The organism is Mucilaginibacter mallensis, assembly GCF_900105165.1.
Classification (GTDB): Bacteria; Bacteroidota; Bacteroidia; order Sphingobacteriales; family Sphingobacteriaceae; genus Mucilaginibacter; species Mucilaginibacter mallensis.
Window position 1 is genome coordinate 2,740,735 of sequence record NZ_LT629740.1, and the last position, 19,100, is coordinate 2,759,834.

Annotated in this window: 16 protein-coding genes; 9 read left to right on the forward strand and 7 right to left on the reverse strand. The window is 39.6% G+C overall.

Annotated features, from left to right (window positions below):
• Positions 1-57: 57 nt before the first annotated feature.
• From BLU33_RS11360 to BLU33_RS11375, 4 genes are all read right to left on the reverse strand, one after another.
• Positions 58-807, reverse strand: coding sequence for an ABC transporter ATP-binding protein (locus BLU33_RS11360; RefSeq protein WP_091372558.1), 750 nt, complete (start codon positions 805-807; stop codon positions 58-60).
• Positions 804-1,673, reverse strand: coding sequence for an ABC transporter permease (locus tag BLU33_RS11365; protein WP_091372560.1), 870 nt, complete (start codon positions 1,671-1,673; stop codon positions 804-806). Before BLU33_RS11365 ends, BLU33_RS11360 begins: the two co-directional genes overlap by 4 nt.
• A complete protein-coding gene (locus tag BLU33_RS11370) occupies positions 1,673-2,641 on the reverse strand; it encodes an ABC transporter substrate-binding protein (protein WP_091372563.1) in 969 nt (322 codons plus the stop codon). Before BLU33_RS11370 ends, BLU33_RS11365 begins: the two co-directional genes overlap by 1 nt.
• 66 nt (positions 2,642-2,707) lie before the next feature.
• Entirely contained in the window at positions 2,708-3,250 is a 543-nt protein-coding gene (locus tag BLU33_RS11375; RefSeq protein ID WP_091372565.1) for a hypothetical protein, read from the reverse strand.
• 117 nt (positions 3,251-3,367) lie between these two features.
• On the opposite strand from BLU33_RS11375, the gene BLU33_RS11380 reads away from it, so the two are divergent.
• From BLU33_RS11380 to BLU33_RS11390, 3 genes are all read left to right on the forward strand, one after another.
• On the forward strand, positions 3,368-4,459 hold the full coding sequence (locus tag BLU33_RS11380) for a methionine aminotransferase (RefSeq protein ID WP_394331795.1): 1,092 nt from the start codon (positions 3,368-3,370) through the stop codon (positions 4,457-4,459).
• Between the two features lie 69 nt (positions 4,460-4,528).
• Positions 4,529-5,305: an amidohydrolase gene (locus BLU33_RS11385; RefSeq protein ID WP_091372570.1), complete on the forward strand. Its 777-nt coding sequence runs from the start codon at positions 4,529-4,531 to the stop codon at positions 5,303-5,305.
• 134 nt (positions 5,306-5,439) lie between these two features.
• A complete protein-coding gene (locus tag BLU33_RS11390) occupies positions 5,440-8,463 on the forward strand; it encodes a GH92 family glycosyl hydrolase (RefSeq protein WP_091372573.1) in 3,024 nt (1,007 codons plus the stop codon).
• A 40-nt stretch (positions 8,464-8,503) separates the two neighbouring features.
• Here the strand turns inward: BLU33_RS11390 and BLU33_RS11395 are convergent, their stop codons facing one another.
• Together BLU33_RS11395 and BLU33_RS11400 are read right to left on the reverse strand one after the other, a co-directional pair.
• Positions 8,504-9,067 carry a hypothetical protein gene (locus BLU33_RS11395; RefSeq protein WP_091372576.1) on the reverse strand — a complete coding sequence of 188 codons (564 nt, stop codon included), beginning with the start codon at positions 9,065-9,067 and terminating at the stop codon, positions 8,504-8,506.
• A gap of 128 nt (positions 9,068-9,195) precedes the next feature.
• Positions 9,196-10,437: a vanadium-dependent haloperoxidase gene (locus BLU33_RS11400; protein ID WP_091372577.1), complete on the reverse strand. Its 1,242-nt coding sequence runs from the start codon at positions 10,435-10,437 to the stop codon at positions 9,196-9,198.
• 217 nt (positions 10,438-10,654) lie between these two features.
• Between BLU33_RS11400 and BLU33_RS11405 the strand changes: the two genes are divergently transcribed.
• The 5 genes from BLU33_RS11405 (at position 10,655) to msrB (ending at position 17,871) form a co-directional block, all read left to right on the forward strand.
• The gene (locus tag BLU33_RS11405; RefSeq protein ID WP_091372580.1) at positions 10,655-11,002 is read left to right on the forward strand and encodes a TfoX/Sxy family protein; all 348 of its coding nucleotides are present in this window, start codon (positions 10,655-10,657) and stop codon (positions 11,000-11,002) included.
• 109 nt (positions 11,003-11,111) lie between these two features.
• Positions 11,112-13,451 carry a penicillin-binding protein 1A gene (locus tag BLU33_RS11410; RefSeq protein WP_091372582.1) on the forward strand — a complete coding sequence of 780 codons (2,340 nt, stop codon included), beginning with the start codon at positions 11,112-11,114 and terminating at the stop codon, positions 13,449-13,451.
• Positions 13,452-13,505: 54 nt separating this feature from the next.
• Positions 13,506-16,649, forward strand: a complete 3,144-nt coding sequence (locus tag BLU33_RS11415) for a DPP IV N-terminal domain-containing protein (protein WP_091372585.1) — start codon at positions 13,506-13,508, stop codon at positions 16,647-16,649.
• A gap of 52 nt (positions 16,650-16,701) precedes the next feature.
• On the forward strand, positions 16,702-17,271 hold the full coding sequence (locus BLU33_RS11420) for a fasciclin domain-containing protein (protein ID WP_157682122.1): 570 nt from the start codon (positions 16,702-16,704) through the stop codon (positions 17,269-17,271).
• A 111-nt stretch (positions 17,272-17,382) separates the two neighbouring features.
• On the forward strand, positions 17,383-17,871 hold the full coding sequence (gene msrB, locus BLU33_RS11425; RefSeq protein ID WP_091372590.1) for a peptide-methionine (R)-S-oxide reductase MsrB: 489 nt from the start codon (positions 17,383-17,385) through the stop codon (positions 17,869-17,871).
• On the opposite strand, the gene BLU33_RS11430 is transcribed toward msrB, so the two are convergent.
• Complete coding sequence (locus BLU33_RS11430) at positions 17,858-18,217, reverse strand: GIY-YIG nuclease family protein (protein ID WP_091372592.1); 360 nt, start codon at positions 18,215-18,217, stop codon at positions 17,858-17,860. The two genes, msrB and BLU33_RS11430, sit on opposite strands and share 14 nt — an antisense overlap.
• Positions 18,218-18,300: 83 nt before the next feature.
• Here BLU33_RS11430 and BLU33_RS11435 point away from each other — a divergent pair, with 83 nt between their 5' ends.
• Entirely contained in the window at positions 18,301-19,068 is a 768-nt protein-coding gene (locus tag BLU33_RS11435) for an XRE family transcriptional regulator (protein WP_091372594.1), read from the forward strand.
• Positions 19,069-19,100 lie beyond the last annotated feature (32 nt).

Genomic DNA, 19,100 nt, shown 5'->3' on the forward strand with positions numbered 1-19,100 from the left:
CCTCGTTGAGGGCTTTGCCGTTTAAAAACTTCGTAAGTTTCATTCGGCGTTATAAGCCTATCCAAACCAGTCAAACAAATCATTCTGCTTTAAAGTTGTTTTTTTTGCAGTATCGATGTCCTTTAAGATCGCCCCCTCGCTCATTTGTATAATGCGTGTTCCATAATTGTAGGCATCTTTTAAATTGTGGGTAATCAGGATCGCGGTCAGTTTAAAATCTTTGATAAGTTTATTGGCTGTTTTCATTACTATTTCTGCGGATCTTGGGTCAAGTGCCGCAGTTGGTTCGTCTAGTAATAAAACCTGGCAACTATCCATAATACTCATCAGTAAGGTTAAGGCCTGTCTTTGTCCGCCCGATAAGGTACCCATTGGCTGATCTATCTTTTTCTCCAGGCCCATGCCCAACGTGGCTATCTTTTCCTTTACATCTTTTTTAAAATGATCGTTTACACCTATAGATAACCCTTTAGGTTTTGTACGGATAGCTGCCAGTCTGAAATTATCCAGGATACTCAGATCTGATGCTGTGCCACTCAAAGGATTTTGAAAAACACGTGCTATCCACTGACTGCGGCGATAATCTGCCAGATCAGTAGCATCATTACCATCAATACTTACTGTGCCTGAAGTTGGGATAACGCTGCCTGCAACCAAATTCAATAAGGTAGTTTTTCCTGAACCATTTGAACCGATGATAACTACAAACTCCCCGGTTTCAATATGCAGATCGATCCCGTTAACCGCATTCACCTGGTTGGGCTTGCCCTTGTTAAAGGTTTTATAAATTTGTTTTATATCGATCATAAGGACTTTTTAAAGGATAAGCGCGGCAGGCTGACAATCAGCAGCACAAATGCAGCGGTAACAAGCATTAAAAGATTAGGGTTTACTCCAATATCAAGTGTTACTGCCAATACAAACTGAAAGATAATTGCCCCTGTTATCATCAAAACCAAACTAAGCCATACGGATGTTATCTTCATCCAGTTGATGATTGTTTCAGCTATGATTACTGAACCAAGACCAACAATCACTATACCTATTCCCATATTTATATCAGCAAAGCCCTGAAACTGTGTAATCAGATAGCCGCTTGTAGCCGTTAAAGCATTAGCAAGTGCTAAGCCTATAATTTTCATTCTGTCCGTGTTAACACCCAATGACCTTATCATTGACTCACTATTGCCAGTTGCCCTCATTGCTATCCCAAAATCAGTTTTTAATAAATAGCCTATTAAAAGAGTTATTATAATGACGAATACAATTATGATACAGAATGTATTTTGATTTGGATTACTAAAAACATTTATAATATCGAACAAAGATGAAATGCCATTTAACGGCAAATTAGGGCGCCCCATTAAAATAAGGTTTACTGACCGCAGTGAAGTCATTACCAAAATACCGGCCAGCAAGGCGTTGATTTTTAATTTAGTATGGATAATACCTGTTAATGCCCCTGCAACAGCCCCCGAAATAATAACCGCAGGCAAAATAATATAGCCCGGTTGATGATGGGTTAAAAAAATAGCCGTTACCACGCCGCCAAGTGTATAACTGCCATCGGTTGTGATATCAGGTATGTTAAATATCTTCATGGAGATATAAATACCCAATGCTATCCCCGAAAAGCAAAGCCCCTGTAATAAAGCGGTCAGGTAAAAATCCATTATTTAACAGCTTCGAAATTTGATGGGATGATGATATTATATTTTTTAGCAGCCTCAGGATTATAAACACGCTTTCTAATCTTCACCATTTCAGGTTTTAGCCCGTCTGTTTTATGTGTTTTAAGGTATTGGGCGGCCTGTTCTCCTGCCTGGTATCCCCATTGATAAATATCGGCGCCAAATGCAGCTACGGCACCACGTTTAACTAAACCTGCCTCACTGGTAAAAATAGGCACATTGTGCTGATCGCAATTTTTCTTTATAGTTTCAAATGCTTCAAAAACGGTATTATCCGGGTTAGCAAAAAAAGCATCGATGTTTTTATTTAATAATGATTGTGTTACCAGTTGGGCATCCGCCGATGAATTTAACGGTAAGGCGATCAGGGTGATATTAAATTTAGCGGCCAAAGCCTTAATGTATTGCATCGCATCAGCCGATTGCGGCTCAGATTGATTATAGATCATGCCGATAACCAGTTTGCCGCTCTTTGGCTTTAATACTTTAGGGATGATGGAGAATGAGGTATCAATATATTGGAGATCCTCGACTGCGCCAAATAAATTAGCCGGTGCCTTCCCGTTGGCATCCAGCACATTCATACGCTCAGGTGTTGGTGAAACCATTTCGAAAATTGGGATGGTCTTAGTTTTTTGTACCGCTGTAACTGATGATAAGGTGGTGCATGTAGCCAGCAATGTTACTGGTTCTGATACAAAATAGTTTACTATCTGGGTCAGGGTTGGAATATCTCCCTGCGCGTTGCGGTATTCTATTTTTATATTGCCTTTACCGGCACTAAAACCGCTGTCCTTTAAAGCGGCAACAAATCCATCGCGTGCTTGTGATATGGTAGCATCTTCAAAAGCATCAACAAAACCAACAACGGGCACGGTATTTGTTTTTTGTTTACACGATGCAAAACTAAATAATATGAAAAAAGTAAAGAGGTATTTCGAAAGCTTCATCTTACGAAGTTAATTAATCAGGTTGAAAGGTTAAAGCTGAAAACTAAAAGGTGAAAATTAAATGAACTATCTGAGCAAATAACCCACAGCTATTTTAAGTTTATCCGCTTCAAGCGTGGTTACAGGCAGGTTGATATAGGTATCTTCATTAAGATAATATTTAACATCAATTAATTTATACTGGGCAAGGGCGGTTAATCGCTCAAGATTAAAATAAGATCTGAGAGATATCATTATAGCCCCGGAGCTCTTAGTTAAACCATAAGGCGACCGCAATGCTTTTAATGGCATTATTTTCAAGGTATCACTATTATTCATAGTAAGCAAGAGATAAGAACTGTCTACTTTTATTGAATCGGCAATAAGGGTTGAATCACTTAATCGTAAAACAAATACAAAATTGGTATTATTTTTTATTGTCGAAAAATCAAAACTCATTCCCGGTTTGTCTTTAATCTTAAAAGGCGCGCCCATAACTATAGTATCTTTCCCGAACTGAACCATTGCATATCGCGAAATTTCACCGGCATTATTTTTTGATGTCCCGCATATTTGTGCATGTATATCAGCGCTTATAAACAACAAAAACAGTAAATAAATTAATCTCATAGTAGAATTATTTAACTTCTTTTAACGGCTAATTTACGATTTTTAGCTATTTTAGGCCCATACATGAGACCTGTTACTTCTAAACTTCCCCAAACGGGGACAACTATATTTACTGTAATGTCGGCATTAGCTGCCGAGGTTGGGGCTATTAATCTATCTCAGGGTTTCCCTGATTACGACTGTTCGCCGCACTTAGTACATTTGGTTAATGAGGCCATGAAAAATGGCCACAACCAATATGCGCCTATGGCTGGTGTTATGCAGCTAAGGGAACAAATAGCTTATAAAACAGAAAAACTATATGGCGCAAAATATAATCCCGAAACAGAAATAACCATAACAGCCGGCGGTACACAAGCTATATTTACAGCCATCAGCGCGGTTATACATCCTAATGACGAGGTTATTATATTTGAACCTGCTTATGATTGCTATGCCCCTGCCATTAAATTAATGGGCGGCGTTGTAAAATCCCTGGAATTAGAACCACCCAACTACCGCATTGCCTGGGATATGGTTAAAAGGCTGATCAGCAACCGCACAAAAATGATCATTCTTAATTCGCCGCATAACCCAACCGCTACCATACTGCATAAAGAGGATATAGATAAGTTAAGCGCGATTGTTAAAGACCAGGATATTCTGATATTAAGCGATGAGGTTTATGAGCACCTGATATATGATGGCGAAACACATCATAGCATGGCCCGTTATCCTGAGCTTCAGAAACGCAGTTTAATTGTAGCCTCGTTTGGTAAACTTTGCCATGCTACCGGCTGGAAAATCGGCTATTGCCTCGCTCCCGACTGGCTAACACAGGAATTTAGAAAAATTCACCAGTTTATCGTGTTCAGTGTTAACACGCCAATGCAATACGCTATTGCCGAATACATTAAAAATGAGGATGTATATTTAGACTTGCCTCAAGTTTTTCAACAGAAAAGGGATCACTTCAGAAACGGTATTGAACAAACCCGTTTTAAACTATTACCATGCCACGGATCATACTTTCAATCAGTAACTTATAGCGATATTACCGATGAAAAGGATGCCGAATTTACCATACGCCTGGCTAAGGAGTTTGGAGTAGCCTCAATACCTACATCAGCATTTTACAATAAGGGCATTGATAACCATATTTTACGATTTTGTTTTGCCAAAAGGCAAGAAACGTTGGATAATGCCGTTGATAGATTGATGCGTGTTTAACTATTAGTTCATCGCTCCTTAACCGATTAGTAAACCATAGTTTGCAAAACTATCTACTAAAATTAAAGAATGGATAATCTTAAAATTAGCATATTTCAGGGATACCTTTTTTGGGAAAACATAGATAAAAATCTACAAAACATTGAGTTACGCCTCGGTTCCATACGTGAAAAAACCGAATTAATCATCCTGCCTGAAATGTTTACCACAGGCTTTACTATGAATGCTGCAGCATTAGCCGAGCCTATGGGTGGCAAATCAATGCAGTGGATGCATAAAATAGCAGTTAAATATGATGCCGTAGTAACAGGCAGCTTGATTATTAAAGAGAACAACAAATATTACAACCGCCTGATATGGATGCGCCCGGATGGCACCCATGAGCATTATGATAAACGCCACCTGTTTGCTTTAGGCAAAGAACATGAAACTTACACCGCCGGTGATAAGAGGATCATAGTTGAACTCAACGGCTGGAAAATTTGCCCGGTTATTTGTTATGACCTACGTTTCCCGGTTTGGCTGCGTAATGTTGGCGGTGAATATGACCTGCTGCTTATTGTAGCCAACTGGCCCGAGCGCCGGGCCTTGCACTGGCGAACCCTTATTCCCGCAAGGGCTATTGAAAACCAGGCTTATGTAGTTGCTGTAAACCGTGTTGGGCATGATGGTAATGAGGTTTACCATTCAGGCGATTCTAATTGTATTGACCCGAACGGAAAAGTGATCTATTATAAACGCGATGAAGAGGATATGTACACCTTTTCAATTGTAGGTGATGAGATCGAAAAAATACGCCATGCCATGCCTTTTTTAGAAGACGCGGATAAATTTGAGATCGAATAAATTTGCTTTAAATATTTACTTTTTTAAATCCTTAAGCGAACGACTTCTTAAAATATTTTAAGAAGTCGTTGTTATATAGGGCAAAATCCACATAAACTTCTTAATTTGCAGGGTATTTAACTTATTAAAATCCCATGAAACTGATACCCCGTTTTCTGTTGGTAATCGCTTTACTCTTCTCAATCATATTTCAATCATCGGCACAAAAAAAGAGAGACTATACACAATTAGTTGATCCTTTTATTGGCACAGGTGGCCACGGGCATACTTTTCCGGGCGCTGTAAGGCCCTTTGGTATGGTACAATTGAGTCCGGATACAAGATTAGGCACCTGGGACGGGTGTTCAGGATATTATTATGCGGATACCGTAATTTACGGATTTTCGCATACACACCTTAGTGGTACAGGCATACCTGATTATTGCGATGTGCTATTCATGCCTACTACCGGCGAGCCTAAATTTAAGAATACCGATTATCTTTCAGGCTTTAAAAAGAAGAATGAAAGTGCCACACCGGGTTATTATAAAACACTTTTAGATAAGTATAATATCGGCGTTGAGCTAACCGCTACAACACGTGTTGGCGTTCACCGTTATACTTATCCATCAACTCATGAAGCCAATATTATTATTGATCTGCAACACCGTGATGAAGTTTTAGAATCATGGATAGAAGTAGTTAATGATCATGAGATCCGTGGGCTGCGCCGTTCAAGATCATGGGCCAGTAATCAATATGTTTATTTCTATGCTAAATTTTCAAAACCATTTAAAACTTATGGCATAGCGGTTGATGACCAGCTGCAACCCGGTAAAACCAAAGCAGAAGGTAAAAACATCAAAATGTATATCCAGTTTAATAATCCCGGCGAAGTAATATCCAAGGTGGGTATATCTGATGTAAGTGCCGAAGGCGCGTTAAAGAACCTCGATGCCGAGGTGCCTGATTTCGACTTTAAAAAAGTTCAGCATGATGCCAAAATAGCGTGGAATACTGAGCTGTCAAAAATAGATGTACAAGGCGGCGCCCCTACTGCATCAACACAAATGGGTATGCAGCCTGTTGCAGCAAGTACCGCTGAAAGGCATAAACCCAAAGCTGTAATGGTTGATTATATTAAAGAGAAGCAGGTTACTTTTTATACTGCCCTGTATCATTGCATGATAGCGCCTAATATTTATAATGATGTTGACGGCCAATACCGGGGAATGGATAACAGGATACACACCGCGCAAGGCTTTAATTATTATACCGTGTTTTCATTATGGGATACTTATCGAGCCGAAGACCCATTGTTTAACCTTATCGACCGTAAAAGAACACTTGACTTTGTAAAATCATTTTTGGCGATGTACGAACAGGGTGGCTTATTGCCTATATGGCCTTTAGCTTCAAGCGAAACTTATTGTATGGTGGGCAATCACTCCATTCCGGTTATTGTTGATGCTTATATGAAGGGCATTAATGGCTTTGATACCGAGGAAGCATTAACAGCCATGAAATCAGCCGTAAACCGCACCCAGTTTGGTTTAGATAGCTACCGTAATAATGGAGTTACATTAGCTGATGATGAGCCCGAATCAGTATCAAAAACACTAGAGTATGCAATTGACGACTGGTGTATAGCCCAAATGGCCAAATCGATGGGTAAGCAACAGGATTATAACGAATTCATTAAACGTGCCCAATACTGGAAAAACAATTTTAACGATCAGAATGGATTTATGCAGGCCCGTACAAATGGCGGCTGGTATACTCCTTTTGATCCTACCGAACTTAACAATAATTACACGGAGGGCAACTCATGGCAATATTCATTTTTAGTTCCGCAGGATGTACAAGGGTTAATTGAGCGTATGGGTGGCAAGGATAAATTTGAAGCAAAACTGGATGAGTTGTTTACTACAAGTTCAAAACTTACGGGTAAGGATGTATCAGATGTAACCGGACTTATCGGCCAGTATGCGCATGGCGATGAGCCAAGCCATCATATGGCCTATTTATATAATTTCACCGACTCGCCCGATAAAACACAATATTACATCAACAAAATATTGAACGAAGAATACAGTCCGAACCCTGATGGCTTGTCAGGCAATGAGGATTGCGGGCAAATGTCGGCGTGGTATGTGATGAGTTCATTGGGTATTTATAATACTATGCCTGGTCAGCAGCAATTCCAGATCGGTATGCCGCAATTTGATAAAACGGTTCTCAGTCTTGAGAATGGTAAAAAGTTCACCATCATCAATTCAGGCCAGGGCATTAGCCGCTCAAACATTTACTTGCAAGGCATAAACCTGAATAAACAGGCATATAACAAGAGCTTTATAGAGTATAACACCATTATGAATGGGGGCGAATTTGAAGTCTTTACAGGCAAACTACCTAACAAGATGTTTGAAGAAGGATTGGAAAAACCAACTTCATTAATTACTGACAACCTGCTTGTATCTAATCCTTACATAATAGCACCTGCAAAAACATTTAAAAAACCATTTAATGTTGAGATAGGAACTACCGATAAAGACGCGCAAATTTATTACACGCTTGATGGGTCGCCACCATCATCAAGCTCAGCACGTTATTCCACTCCTATTTCAATTTCTGCTAATACAACTGTTAAGGCCATATCTATAAAAAATGGCAAATCAAGTTTTGTAAGCACTGCTGTTTTTACTAAAATACGGGATGATATAAAACTCACGCTGATAAATAAATATTTGGATCAGTATAAGGATCAGGGCGATAATACATTGATTAACGGCCTATATGGTAAAGATAACTGGCAATTGGGTAACTGGCAGGGCTTTCAAGGGAATGACCTTGTTGCCATACTTGATTTTGGACAGGTAAAACCAGTGAACAAGATCAGTTTAGGCACATTACAGGATACAGGCTCATGGGTAGTTTTTCCACAGTATGTTCAATATTGGTCATCAGATGATGGCAAAAACTACAAACTACTGGCAACGGTTAACAATAAGGTTGATATAAAAGACACGAAAGTGCAAATCCAGCAGTTTAAAGCTGATCTGAATACAAATGCACGCTATATTAAAGTAGTAGCCAAACAATATGGGCCGCTGCCGGAGTGGCATGAGGCCAAAGGCAATCAATCCTACATTTTTGCTGATGAAATAACAGTAGAATAACCTTATTCGTAGAGACGCAAAATATTGCGTCTCTATTTTTTTATTGCTTCACAGCAGCCAGGTTATAGCGTTGGATATATGACCTGACACTATAAAAATCAAATTTCTTATCGTTATTAAATTCTGATGCCAATGCCTGGTTATCGTTTAGCATGTCATAGAGGATCTTTCTGCCTTTTTTAGGAAAGAGCCAGTCCTCCTGCATAAGTATGAGCTGCAATGGGTCCTCTCCTTTTGCTACATACCAGCAAGCGTTATAGGCCATATAGTGTTCTTTACTATATGGAACATTAGCATAATAAAAATCAATCTTTCCACGCTCAATATAGGCCACAAATTGCTTTTTCTGTTTTTTGCCAACTGATTTTACTGTATAATAATATCTGTCCCCTGCTATATGGTAACCGTTTAAATATTGGGTTTTTATTTTATGAAACTTCTCATCCAACAGACTTTTATATTGCGGGGCTAACCAGCGGTTAAGTTCTACGTAGCAATGAATGGTATCATTGTTTAAACCAATAACATAACCATTTTTCTGAGCATCCGCATTTTTTATCAGCATAAGAATAAATACTGATAATACTATACATATCTTTTTCATAACATGCTTATAACTATATAAAAGTAGTATATAATCACATTAATAATCAAAGTGTTATGTAATATATCAGTTGCAAAAACCCACCGTAACTTAAATATTACTCATTGATGGAAAGAAACGTGTTTATGCTAATCTTTTATCAGTTTAGGTCCATTAGTTAAGGTATAAGCAGCTATTTTATGGCCAATGTTTTGAGCTGCAGTATTTTCAAAAGGATAATGAATACCGCCATATATACGGCTGTAACCGTTCTCCCACTCTACTTTGCTTAGTGATTCTACCAGACGTGTTGGTTCACCTGCGGTTGTTGTATGCAGTTCCAGTTTGTTATTATCGCCATAAAAGGCTTTAAGTACATCATAACCGGCAGCAATGGTAGCGCTGTGCCCACTTGGATAACTTGGATGCGCCGGCGTATTGATCAATGGAGTCCATTTAGCGTATGATTTTACCGTGCCTGTACTATCGGCATTTAAAGCTGTAACCGGTCTCCAGAACAAGTAACCGTATTTACCGCCCCAAACTTCTATCCTCGCGTCAGCTTCAGCAATATCAACCAAAACAAATATTAAGGCATTTTTTTCAAGCGAGGTACCATTATTTATAGCCAGTAAACGCGCACCTTCATTAACTGTTAACTCAGCATCCTGTTTATAAAATTGCGCTATATGTGTTTGGTCTTCGGTACGGGTTGTACTTTTAATTTCACCAATATCTTTTACCTCGGCTAAAGCTTTTTTGTACTCGTCGCTGCCAATAGCAGGAGGCGCCTCAGGCAGGAACTGCTTTGAGCTTTTTAAAATAAATGGTTTCACATTTCCCCATTCTACATCTATACCCGGTGCAAATTTACCCGGTGTAGGTCTATATTGTCCAACGCCTGGACTTGCAGGGCCAGCATAAGTAGTTAGCGGACTTGAGCCATCATTTGCCCGCAATGCAATAATATCCGCCGCCGATGCTTCGCCAACTGATTGCGCACTGCCAACCGGGCCATCAGTGATCGCCTTAATACTGCTATCCAATGCGGAATCAAGCGCAGGCTTTTGAGTCGGGAAATAATTAACTAATACCGCATGCGCAGCATATATAACAGTTGCCTGTAACGATGCCTTACCCTTAACCGCCACGTAATAATGATATGGTGTGCCGATATGCTTAACGGAATTTACAGCATCATAAACCGCTATAGCTTCAATAGCTTCTATCCTGCTGCCAAGATTGCTGTTTAAGCCTGCTGTTTTTGTGGCTTTAACGGTTATTAGGTTCCAGCTAACTACAGCATCAGGCTGCGTACCCGCAGCTGAAGCGCTCTTAAATAAGAATAATGTAGCGCCAATGAGGATAATAAATAGTAGTATTTTTTTCATTTTAGGATGGATAATAGTTTTTTTTAAAACTCATGTAAACACAAATATAACAAAGACTATAATATCCATAGAATAAATAGAATAATTTAATATTAGCTTAACATTCTTTATAAGAAATTGAAAATATACCTTACATCTTCTTAAATTAAGACGCAAACTGTTGCGTCTCTACGGAGTAGGTTTTAATTGTTATATTTGAATAACGAATTTATAAACCATGGCTTATAGTGAGCGCCTAACCAATATTATTAGAGAAGTTTTTGCCGACCTGCCGGATGTTGAAGAGAAGAAAATGTTCCGCGGGGTTTGTTTTATGGTGAATGGCAAAATGTGTATTTGTATAAGTGATGATAACCTTTTATGTCGTGTTGGGCCCGATATTTTTGAAGAAGCTCTTGAAAAAGACGGCACCCATACTATGGTTAATAATGGCCGAACAATGAAAGGTTTTGTGTATGTTAGCGAAGATGTACTTCAAAAAAGGTCGGATTTTGATTACTGGATAAATAATTCGCTTGCGTTTAATAAATTCGCCAAAGCCTCAAAACCAAAGCACAAAAAGTAAACCTTAACGAGATTTATTAGCCCTCATGAAATTTCGCTGCCGAATTTACGTTGTTAATTTTTGTTTACACGGCTATGATTTAGAGCCATAATTTTACATCTTTACGCCCATGTTCAGACGTATTAAAAACCGATTTCTCAGGTATTTTGTTATTTTTATCTATTTTGTAATTCTGTTTTTCTGTGCAATAGAATTAAACTTCCTTAATCTTTTTGGCTACTCTCCTGATATGCAGGATATTAGAAACCCATCCATGTCGGTAGGCTCACAGGTATATACTGCTGATGGAAAACTGATAGGTCAGTATTACCGGGAAAACCGTTCTCCCGTTGAGTTCAATAAGATATCACCAAACTTGGTAAACGCCTTAATTGCAACTGAAGATGTACGCTTTTACCATCACCACGGCGTTGATTTTTATTCATTTTTCACCAGCATTCTATCAACCGCAAAAGGTGATAAACGGGGAGGCAGTACAATTACCCAACAATTAGCAAAAAACCTTTTCGAAACACGTAAAAAGAAATCGCAAGGCTTTATAAAGCATATTCCTTTTGTACGTACACTGGTATATAAATGTAAGGAATGGCTTACCGCATTTAAAATTGAACACGTTTATTCAAAACAGGAAATACTTACGCTTTACCTGAATACTGTGCCGTTCGGCAATAATACATTTGGTATAAAAACAGCCACACTAAAGTATTTTGATAAAACTCCCGATCAGGTTAACCCTGCCGAAGCTGCAACATTGATAGGTATGCTTAAAGCAACATCAACCTATAACCCAATTAATAACCCCGATCGTTCGTTAGACAGGCGCAATACCGTTTTAAGCCAGATGGAAAAGAACGGTTATTTAAATAAAGCTGATTACGATGCTAATGTAGCTAAACCTATCGGCCTTAATTTAAGCTATGTTGACGATGAATCGAATGGCGACTCCTACCTGCGCGAAGCAGTGGAAAGATGGCTTAAAAAATGGTTAAAGGATAACGATTATGACCTTTATACCGATGGTTTAAAGATCTACACTACCATCGATTCACGCTTACAGCAATACGCCGAAGAAGCAGTTGCCGAAAAAATGAAAATGCTGCAAAAACGCTTTGATAATGTATGGGGTACAAAAAACCCATGGCGCGATTTCAGCGGTAACGAGATCAAAGATTTTGTGTTAAAATCTGAGGAGAATTTACCTATTTATAAAATTCTGGACAGGAAATTCCACGGTGATTCTGTACAGATCAAAAAATACTTCGAGACTAAAAAGAGAATGACTGTATTTACCTGGAATGGTGAAAAAGACACTACATTCTCTAGTGTTGACTCTATCAGATACTACGCCCGTATTTTAAATACAGGTATGATGACCATTGAACCATCAACCGGAATGATAAAAGACTGGGTTGGCGGTATTGATTATAAATACTTTAATTATGATCACGTAAACCAGGCAAAACGCCAGGCGGGATCAACATTTAAGCCTTTTGCTTATGTAACCGCCCTGGATAATGGCTTTACCCCTTGCGATAAATTTACCGATAAGCCAGTAACCATAAAATATATTGATAACGGAAAACAAGAGGTGTGGCAACCAAACAACGCCGACTTCCGTTTTAGTTATCAAGAGATGTCATTACGCTGGGCTATGGGTAAATCAGTAAATTCAATTACCGCGCAGTTAACCGAACAGGTTGGCTGGGATAAGATTGTGCAATATGCGCACAAACTGGGTATTGAAAGTCCGCTGAAATCCGTACCATCGGTATCATTAGGTTCAAATGATGTATCTGTCTATGAAATGGTGCGCGCTTATAGCACATTCCTGAATAAAGGTTCAAAGATAGATCCCTTACTGGTAACCAAGATCACTGATCAAGATGGTAACGTATTACAGGAATTTACCTTAAAAACCGAGAAAGTTTTAAGTGAAGAAACCGCATGGCTGATGCTATATATGTTCAGGGGCGGTATGGAAGAACCGGGTGGTACATCACAGGCTTTATGGGAGTATCCGGGTCTGTGGAAAAAAGAGAGTAATCAAATAGGTGGTAAGACCGGTACATCATCGCATTATGTTGATGGCTGGTACATGGGTATCACCAAGGATCTGGTTACCGGAGTTTGGGTTGGTGCTGATGACCGCAGCGTTCACTTTAAAGATTCAGAAACCGGCGAAGGATCGCATACCGCATTGCCGATTTTTGCAAGATTTATGGAGAAAGTCTATGCTGATCCAAAATCAGGCTATACCCCAGGGCCATTTCCTAAACCATGGGTAAAGATCACCAAGGAATATGATTGCCCTTCACCAAGGATCTCAGCTGATACAACTGCAACAGATAGTTTGGGTGACACACCTGCAGATACAACAATGACAGCACCTGCAGTAAAAACACCATCGCAAGATAAACCCGACAGCAAACCACCCGGGCAGGAAGAATGATAAAAAATTTGTAATTTAATTGCGCTAAGCCAACACAATTGATACCTGGAAAATATGAATAGATTTTACCCTCACTTAAATAAAGTAAAAAGATATTCAGCAATAGCCATTTGCTTACTAGGTACCCTATTATTGAGCCAGAGCGCTAAAGCACAATATTTCGGGCAAAACAAGGTGCGGTATAAGAATCTTAAGTTCAAGGTTTACCGCACCCCACACTTTGAGATCTACTATTACCTGAAAAATGATAGCATGATCAAACGCTTCGCACAGGAAAGTGAGCTTTGGTATACTGTGCATCAACAGGTTTTTAGGGATACTTTTAAAAAGCCCAACCCAATTATCCTGTATGCCAATCATCCTGATTTTCAGCAAACAACAGCCATTGATGGTGAGATTGATGTAGGTACGGGTGGTGTTACCGAAGGTTTAAAGAACCGCATAGTAATGCCGGTTATGGAAACCAACCAAACCACAAGGCACGTTATCGGGCACGAAATGGTGCATGCCTTCCAATATCATTTATTGGAAGGGCGGGATTCTACCAATCTTGATAACATCACCAATTTACCCTCGTGGATGGTGGAGGGTATGGCAGAATACCTTTCATTAGGTAAAAAAGACTCTTACACCGCCATGTGGATGCGTGATGCCTATTTAAATCATGATATCCCTACCATAAAGGATCTTACTGAAACCAATAAATACTTCCCATACCGTTATGGCGAAGCTTTCTGGTCGTTCATAGGTTCAACTTATGGCGATACGATTGTTGTGCCCTTCTTTAAAAACACAGCCAAATTCGGACTGGAATATGGTATCAGACGCACGTTTGGGTATAATGATAAAACCCTATCGAACTTATGGAAAAACTCCATTGAGGCAACATACCGGCCATTTTTAAAAGATACTGTGCAAAAGCCAGTTGGGCGTCAGATCATCAGTGATAAAAATTCAGGGAAAATGAACCTTGCCCCTGCTGTCAGTCCTGATGGCAAATACCTGGCATTTCTATCAGAGAAAAATCTATTCACCATTGATCTTTATCTGGCGGATGCCAAAACAGGAACCATAATACGAAAACTCACGAGCAAGGTCTCCAGCAACCATGTTGATGAATTTAATTTTATCGAATCAGCTGGAGCATGGTCGCCGGATAGCAAGGAATTTGCCTTTAGTGTTTTCAATAAGGGGCGCAACCGTATGCTGGTTGTGGAAATACCGAGCGGACGTGTAGTACAGGATATTTCAATGGAGAAAGCTGAGCAGTTTAGTAACCTATCATGGTCGCCGGATGGCAAAAGCATCGTTTTTCAAGGATTATCTGAAGGGCAGGGCGATCTATATCTGTATCATTTTGATACTAAACAAATAACACAGCTTACCAATGATAAATATTCCGATTACCAGCCAAGTTTCTCGCGCGATGGTAAAAAGATAGTTTTTGCAAGCGATAGGACAACCTATGACAAGTCGCTAGGCCAGGATATCACTTTTAACTTAGCCGAGCTTGATCTGGCTACCGGAAAAATAACTGATATTAAAGTATTTAACGGTGCAAACAATTTAAATCCGCAATACTCGTCAGACGGTACGCAGATCTACTTTTTATCAAACCAGGATGGCTTTCGTAACATGTACCGCTATACTTTAAGTGACGGGAAGCTTGAACAGATGACCAATTTGTTTACTGGTATAAGCGGTATTACAGAGTACTCCCCTGCTTTAAGTATATCCAACAACAATGACATCGTGTACTCGTACTATCGTGCTCAAAAATATTCGCTTTACAATGCCAAAGCGAGTGACTTTACCGGCAAGCAGGTTGATAGTACCTATATCAATACCGATGCAGGCTTACTGCCGCCTGCACGTGCTGTGGGCGTAAATCTTATCAACGCTAATTTAAACAACTTCCTGGCCTATCCACGTATCCCGACCGATTCAGTGCATACGGTGCCTTATAAGCCAATGTTCAAGCTTGATTATTTGGCAAGCAGTGGCGTTGGTGTGGGTGTAAGCTCATTTGGTACAGGCTTGGCAAGCGGCATACAAGGTGTGTTCAGCGATATATTAGGCCGCAACCAGATCTATGCCGGGGCAGCTGTAAATGGCGAAATTTATGACTTTGGTGCACAGGTAATATATATTAAACAAACCGGCCGCTGGAATTTCGGATTCGGCTTGTCACATATTCCTTATCAGTATGCAAACTACAGCAATATAAACACAACCTATACTAATGGCACAAAAACTATACCCGCCATTAATGAAAGGTATGACCTGATCCGTGTTTTTGAAGATCAGGCAAGCGTGTTTACCTCCTATCCTTTTTCAAGAAAAACACGGTTAGAATTTGGCGCCGGTGCTTCAAGATATTATTACCGGGTCGATAGGTATAATACGCTATACGATACCTTGGGCCATTTCCTTACTTCTAATCATTCTCATATATCCAACTCAGCCTATAACGCTGATCCTGATAATAGCACCACGGGTGCACAGCTTGTGCCTTTTACGCTTTATCAATTAAACACCTCAATAATTGGCGACAATTCATTTTTTGGCGTAGCTGCGCCACTTAGTGGCTATCGCTATCGTATCGAGGCTGAATATAATGTGGGTACCTATAAGTTCTTCGATCCTACTATTGATCTGAGAGGATATTTGCGCGCCTCACCGGTAACCTTTGCAGCCAGGCTATATGGTTATGCCCGTTTGGGTGATGCTAATGGACTTTATCCGTTATATGTAGGCTATCCGTTTTTAATACGTGGTTATGAAGCGCAAACTTTTTATAATGGAACCAGCAAACCCAGTAATGGCTTTACTATCGATCAGCTATCTGGCAGCCGCATAGCAGTAGCAAGCTTTGAGGTTAGGCTGCCTTTTACCGGACCTGAAAAATTAGCGCAGATAAAATCTAAATTCTTTTTTTCTGATCTGAACGCATTTTTTGATGCCGGTTTAGCCTGGAATCATGGCGATCAGATAGATTTGGGGAGAACCACACCAAGCATTATCGGTACTGATGCACAGGGTGGCCCTATTCAACGTGTACCTGCACTGAGCGCAGGTATATCGTTAAGAGTTAATGTTTTCGGCGCTTTTATTTTAGAACCATACCTTGCAGTACCGTTCAATCGAGATGATGTAAGTAAACCTGTGTTTGGCTTAGGCTTTACACCGGGGTGGTAAATAATAAAACCTATCACGGTGTAAATGGTTAAAGTTGATGTATAATATCTTTATGAAAAAAATCATCCTGCTTACTTTTCTATTATTTAATTGCTGCTTGCTTTTTGCACAAACTACGGCTGTAGTTACCCGTACAGTTGATGGCACAACGATGAGTTCATCAAATGATTTCTTTATAAACGCATCACATTCAAAAAATTCAAGCATATTTTTTCAATTGGTGGATACAGCAGGTATAAGCCAAACATTTAAGAGTGATGCGCTTATAACTGTATTCGCACCGGATAACCAGGCGTTTTTAAAATTGGATAAGGCAGTACTTGATACTCTTTTGAAACCCGCGCACAAACAAGATCTGGTAAAACTTCTACTATCACACGTACTTACCGGCAAGGTAACTTCAAAAGATATAGCAAAACAGATCAACCTGAATAATGGGCAGGCTGTTTTAACAACTATGGCCAACACAAAATTAATAGCTACAATTGATGCTAACCGCAATATTGTTTTAACTAATGAGAACGGCAATAAAAGCGTTATCAGCAAATTTGATATTCTGCAAAAAAATGGCATTCTGGATATAGTAACCTCTGTATTGATCTCAAAGAATACCCAGCCATAAACAAACCATTTGATGACAATCTTTTTGTAAGGATATTGCGTAATTGTAGTCTAAAGGGGTAAACATACAACATATGCATTGTATGCTGTTTAAACTAAAAGGAATACAAAAATGAAAAAGTCAATCTTATCTATAATGCTATTAGGTATAGTAACCTTACTCAGCTGTCAGAACATTAACGCGCAAAACGATAAAAAGGGAAAAAGACCTATGGCAAAAACCGATGCCGAGTGGAAAAAGATCCTTACACCAAATCAGTACTACATAATGGTTGAAAGAGGAACAGAACCTCCTTTCCATAATGAATATGATGAGAATTTTGAAAAAGGCTATTATAAAAGTGCTGCCACCGGCGAGATCTTATTTCGCTCGGAGGATAAATTTGATAGTGGCACAGGCTGGCCAAGTTTTGTAAAGCCCGCTGATATGAGTAAAATTGAGATCGTAAAAGATAACAGTTACGGCATGTCGCGCGATGAAGTGATCGAAAAAAGCACCGGCTTACACTTAGGCCACGTTTTTGATGACGGACCGGTTAACCGCGGCGGCAAACGTTACTGCATGAATTCAGGCGCGCTTATTTTCGTTAAAACGAAGTAACCGCTTTTCTTAAAGCACTTACCGATGGGCGCATATGCGGCCTTGTACGTAAATTGCTTTCAATATTCAATCCAATGGTCAGATCTACCCAATCAGGGTTAACAGGTCTGATCATTTTTTCTTTTTGGGCCCTGGTGAATGTGCTTACATATTTAAAGCGCTCCATTGCCTGCTCCTCGGTATTGATTTCCTCAAAATATACTAAACGGTTTAGTTGCTGCGCGCTGTCGAAAAACAAAGTTGGCATTTGGGTATAAAAATTCAGCGTTTTAAGCAGGTCTGAGCATAAACCTACGTGTAAATTCTTTCTGTTTCTGTCTGTGATAATATAGATAAACCGTTTCATCTGAGAATAAATTTGGTGTTTAAAAAATAATTACTAACTTTATGAGCATAAAATTACTAATAATTTTAGCAATTCCAAATTTTATGTCAATTATTTCATCAAATATTAAATTTCTCCGTAAAAAGAAGGGTTTAACACAGCAACAGTTTGCAGATCAGGTAGGTATAAAACGTTCACTTGTGGGTGCCTACGAAGAAGAAAGAGCCGAACCCAAGTACGAATTACTAAAAGTAATAGCATCTTTCTTCGAGATCAGTCTTGATGATTTTATAAAAGAGACGATAAATGACAAATGGGCGCCCGCGCCAAAAGGCAATCTGCGTATCCTGAGCATTTCAGTTGATAAGGATGATAATGAAAATATTGAGCTTGTACCGATGAAAGCAAGCGCCGGCTACCTGAATGGTTACGCTGATCCAGAATATGTGGCGCAGCTGCCTAAGTTCTACCTGCCTATGTTTAAGCAGGGAACCTTCAGGGCGTTTGAAATAAAAGGCGACTCGATGTTACCCTTGGTATCAGGTACTATTATAATAGGTGAATACATGGAAAACTGGGGCGATGTAAAACCAGCTGAAACTTATGTGATCATTTCAAAAAGCGACGGTGTGGTTTACAAACGTATCGGCAATAAATTTAAGGAGAACAAGAAACTGAAATTGATATCAGACAACCCGGTTTACGAGCCTTATGATATTAATGGCGAAGATATTTTAGAGATCTGGAAAGCTAAGGCCTATATCTCTACCCATATGCCGCTCCCTACCCCAGAGCCAACCATGGAAAGCCTGACCACCATGATGGCCCAGATGCAGCGTTCAATATCCAAATTGCAACAGGGAAGCAATTAGCCCCCCAGCCCCCTAAAGGGGGAGTTATTTAA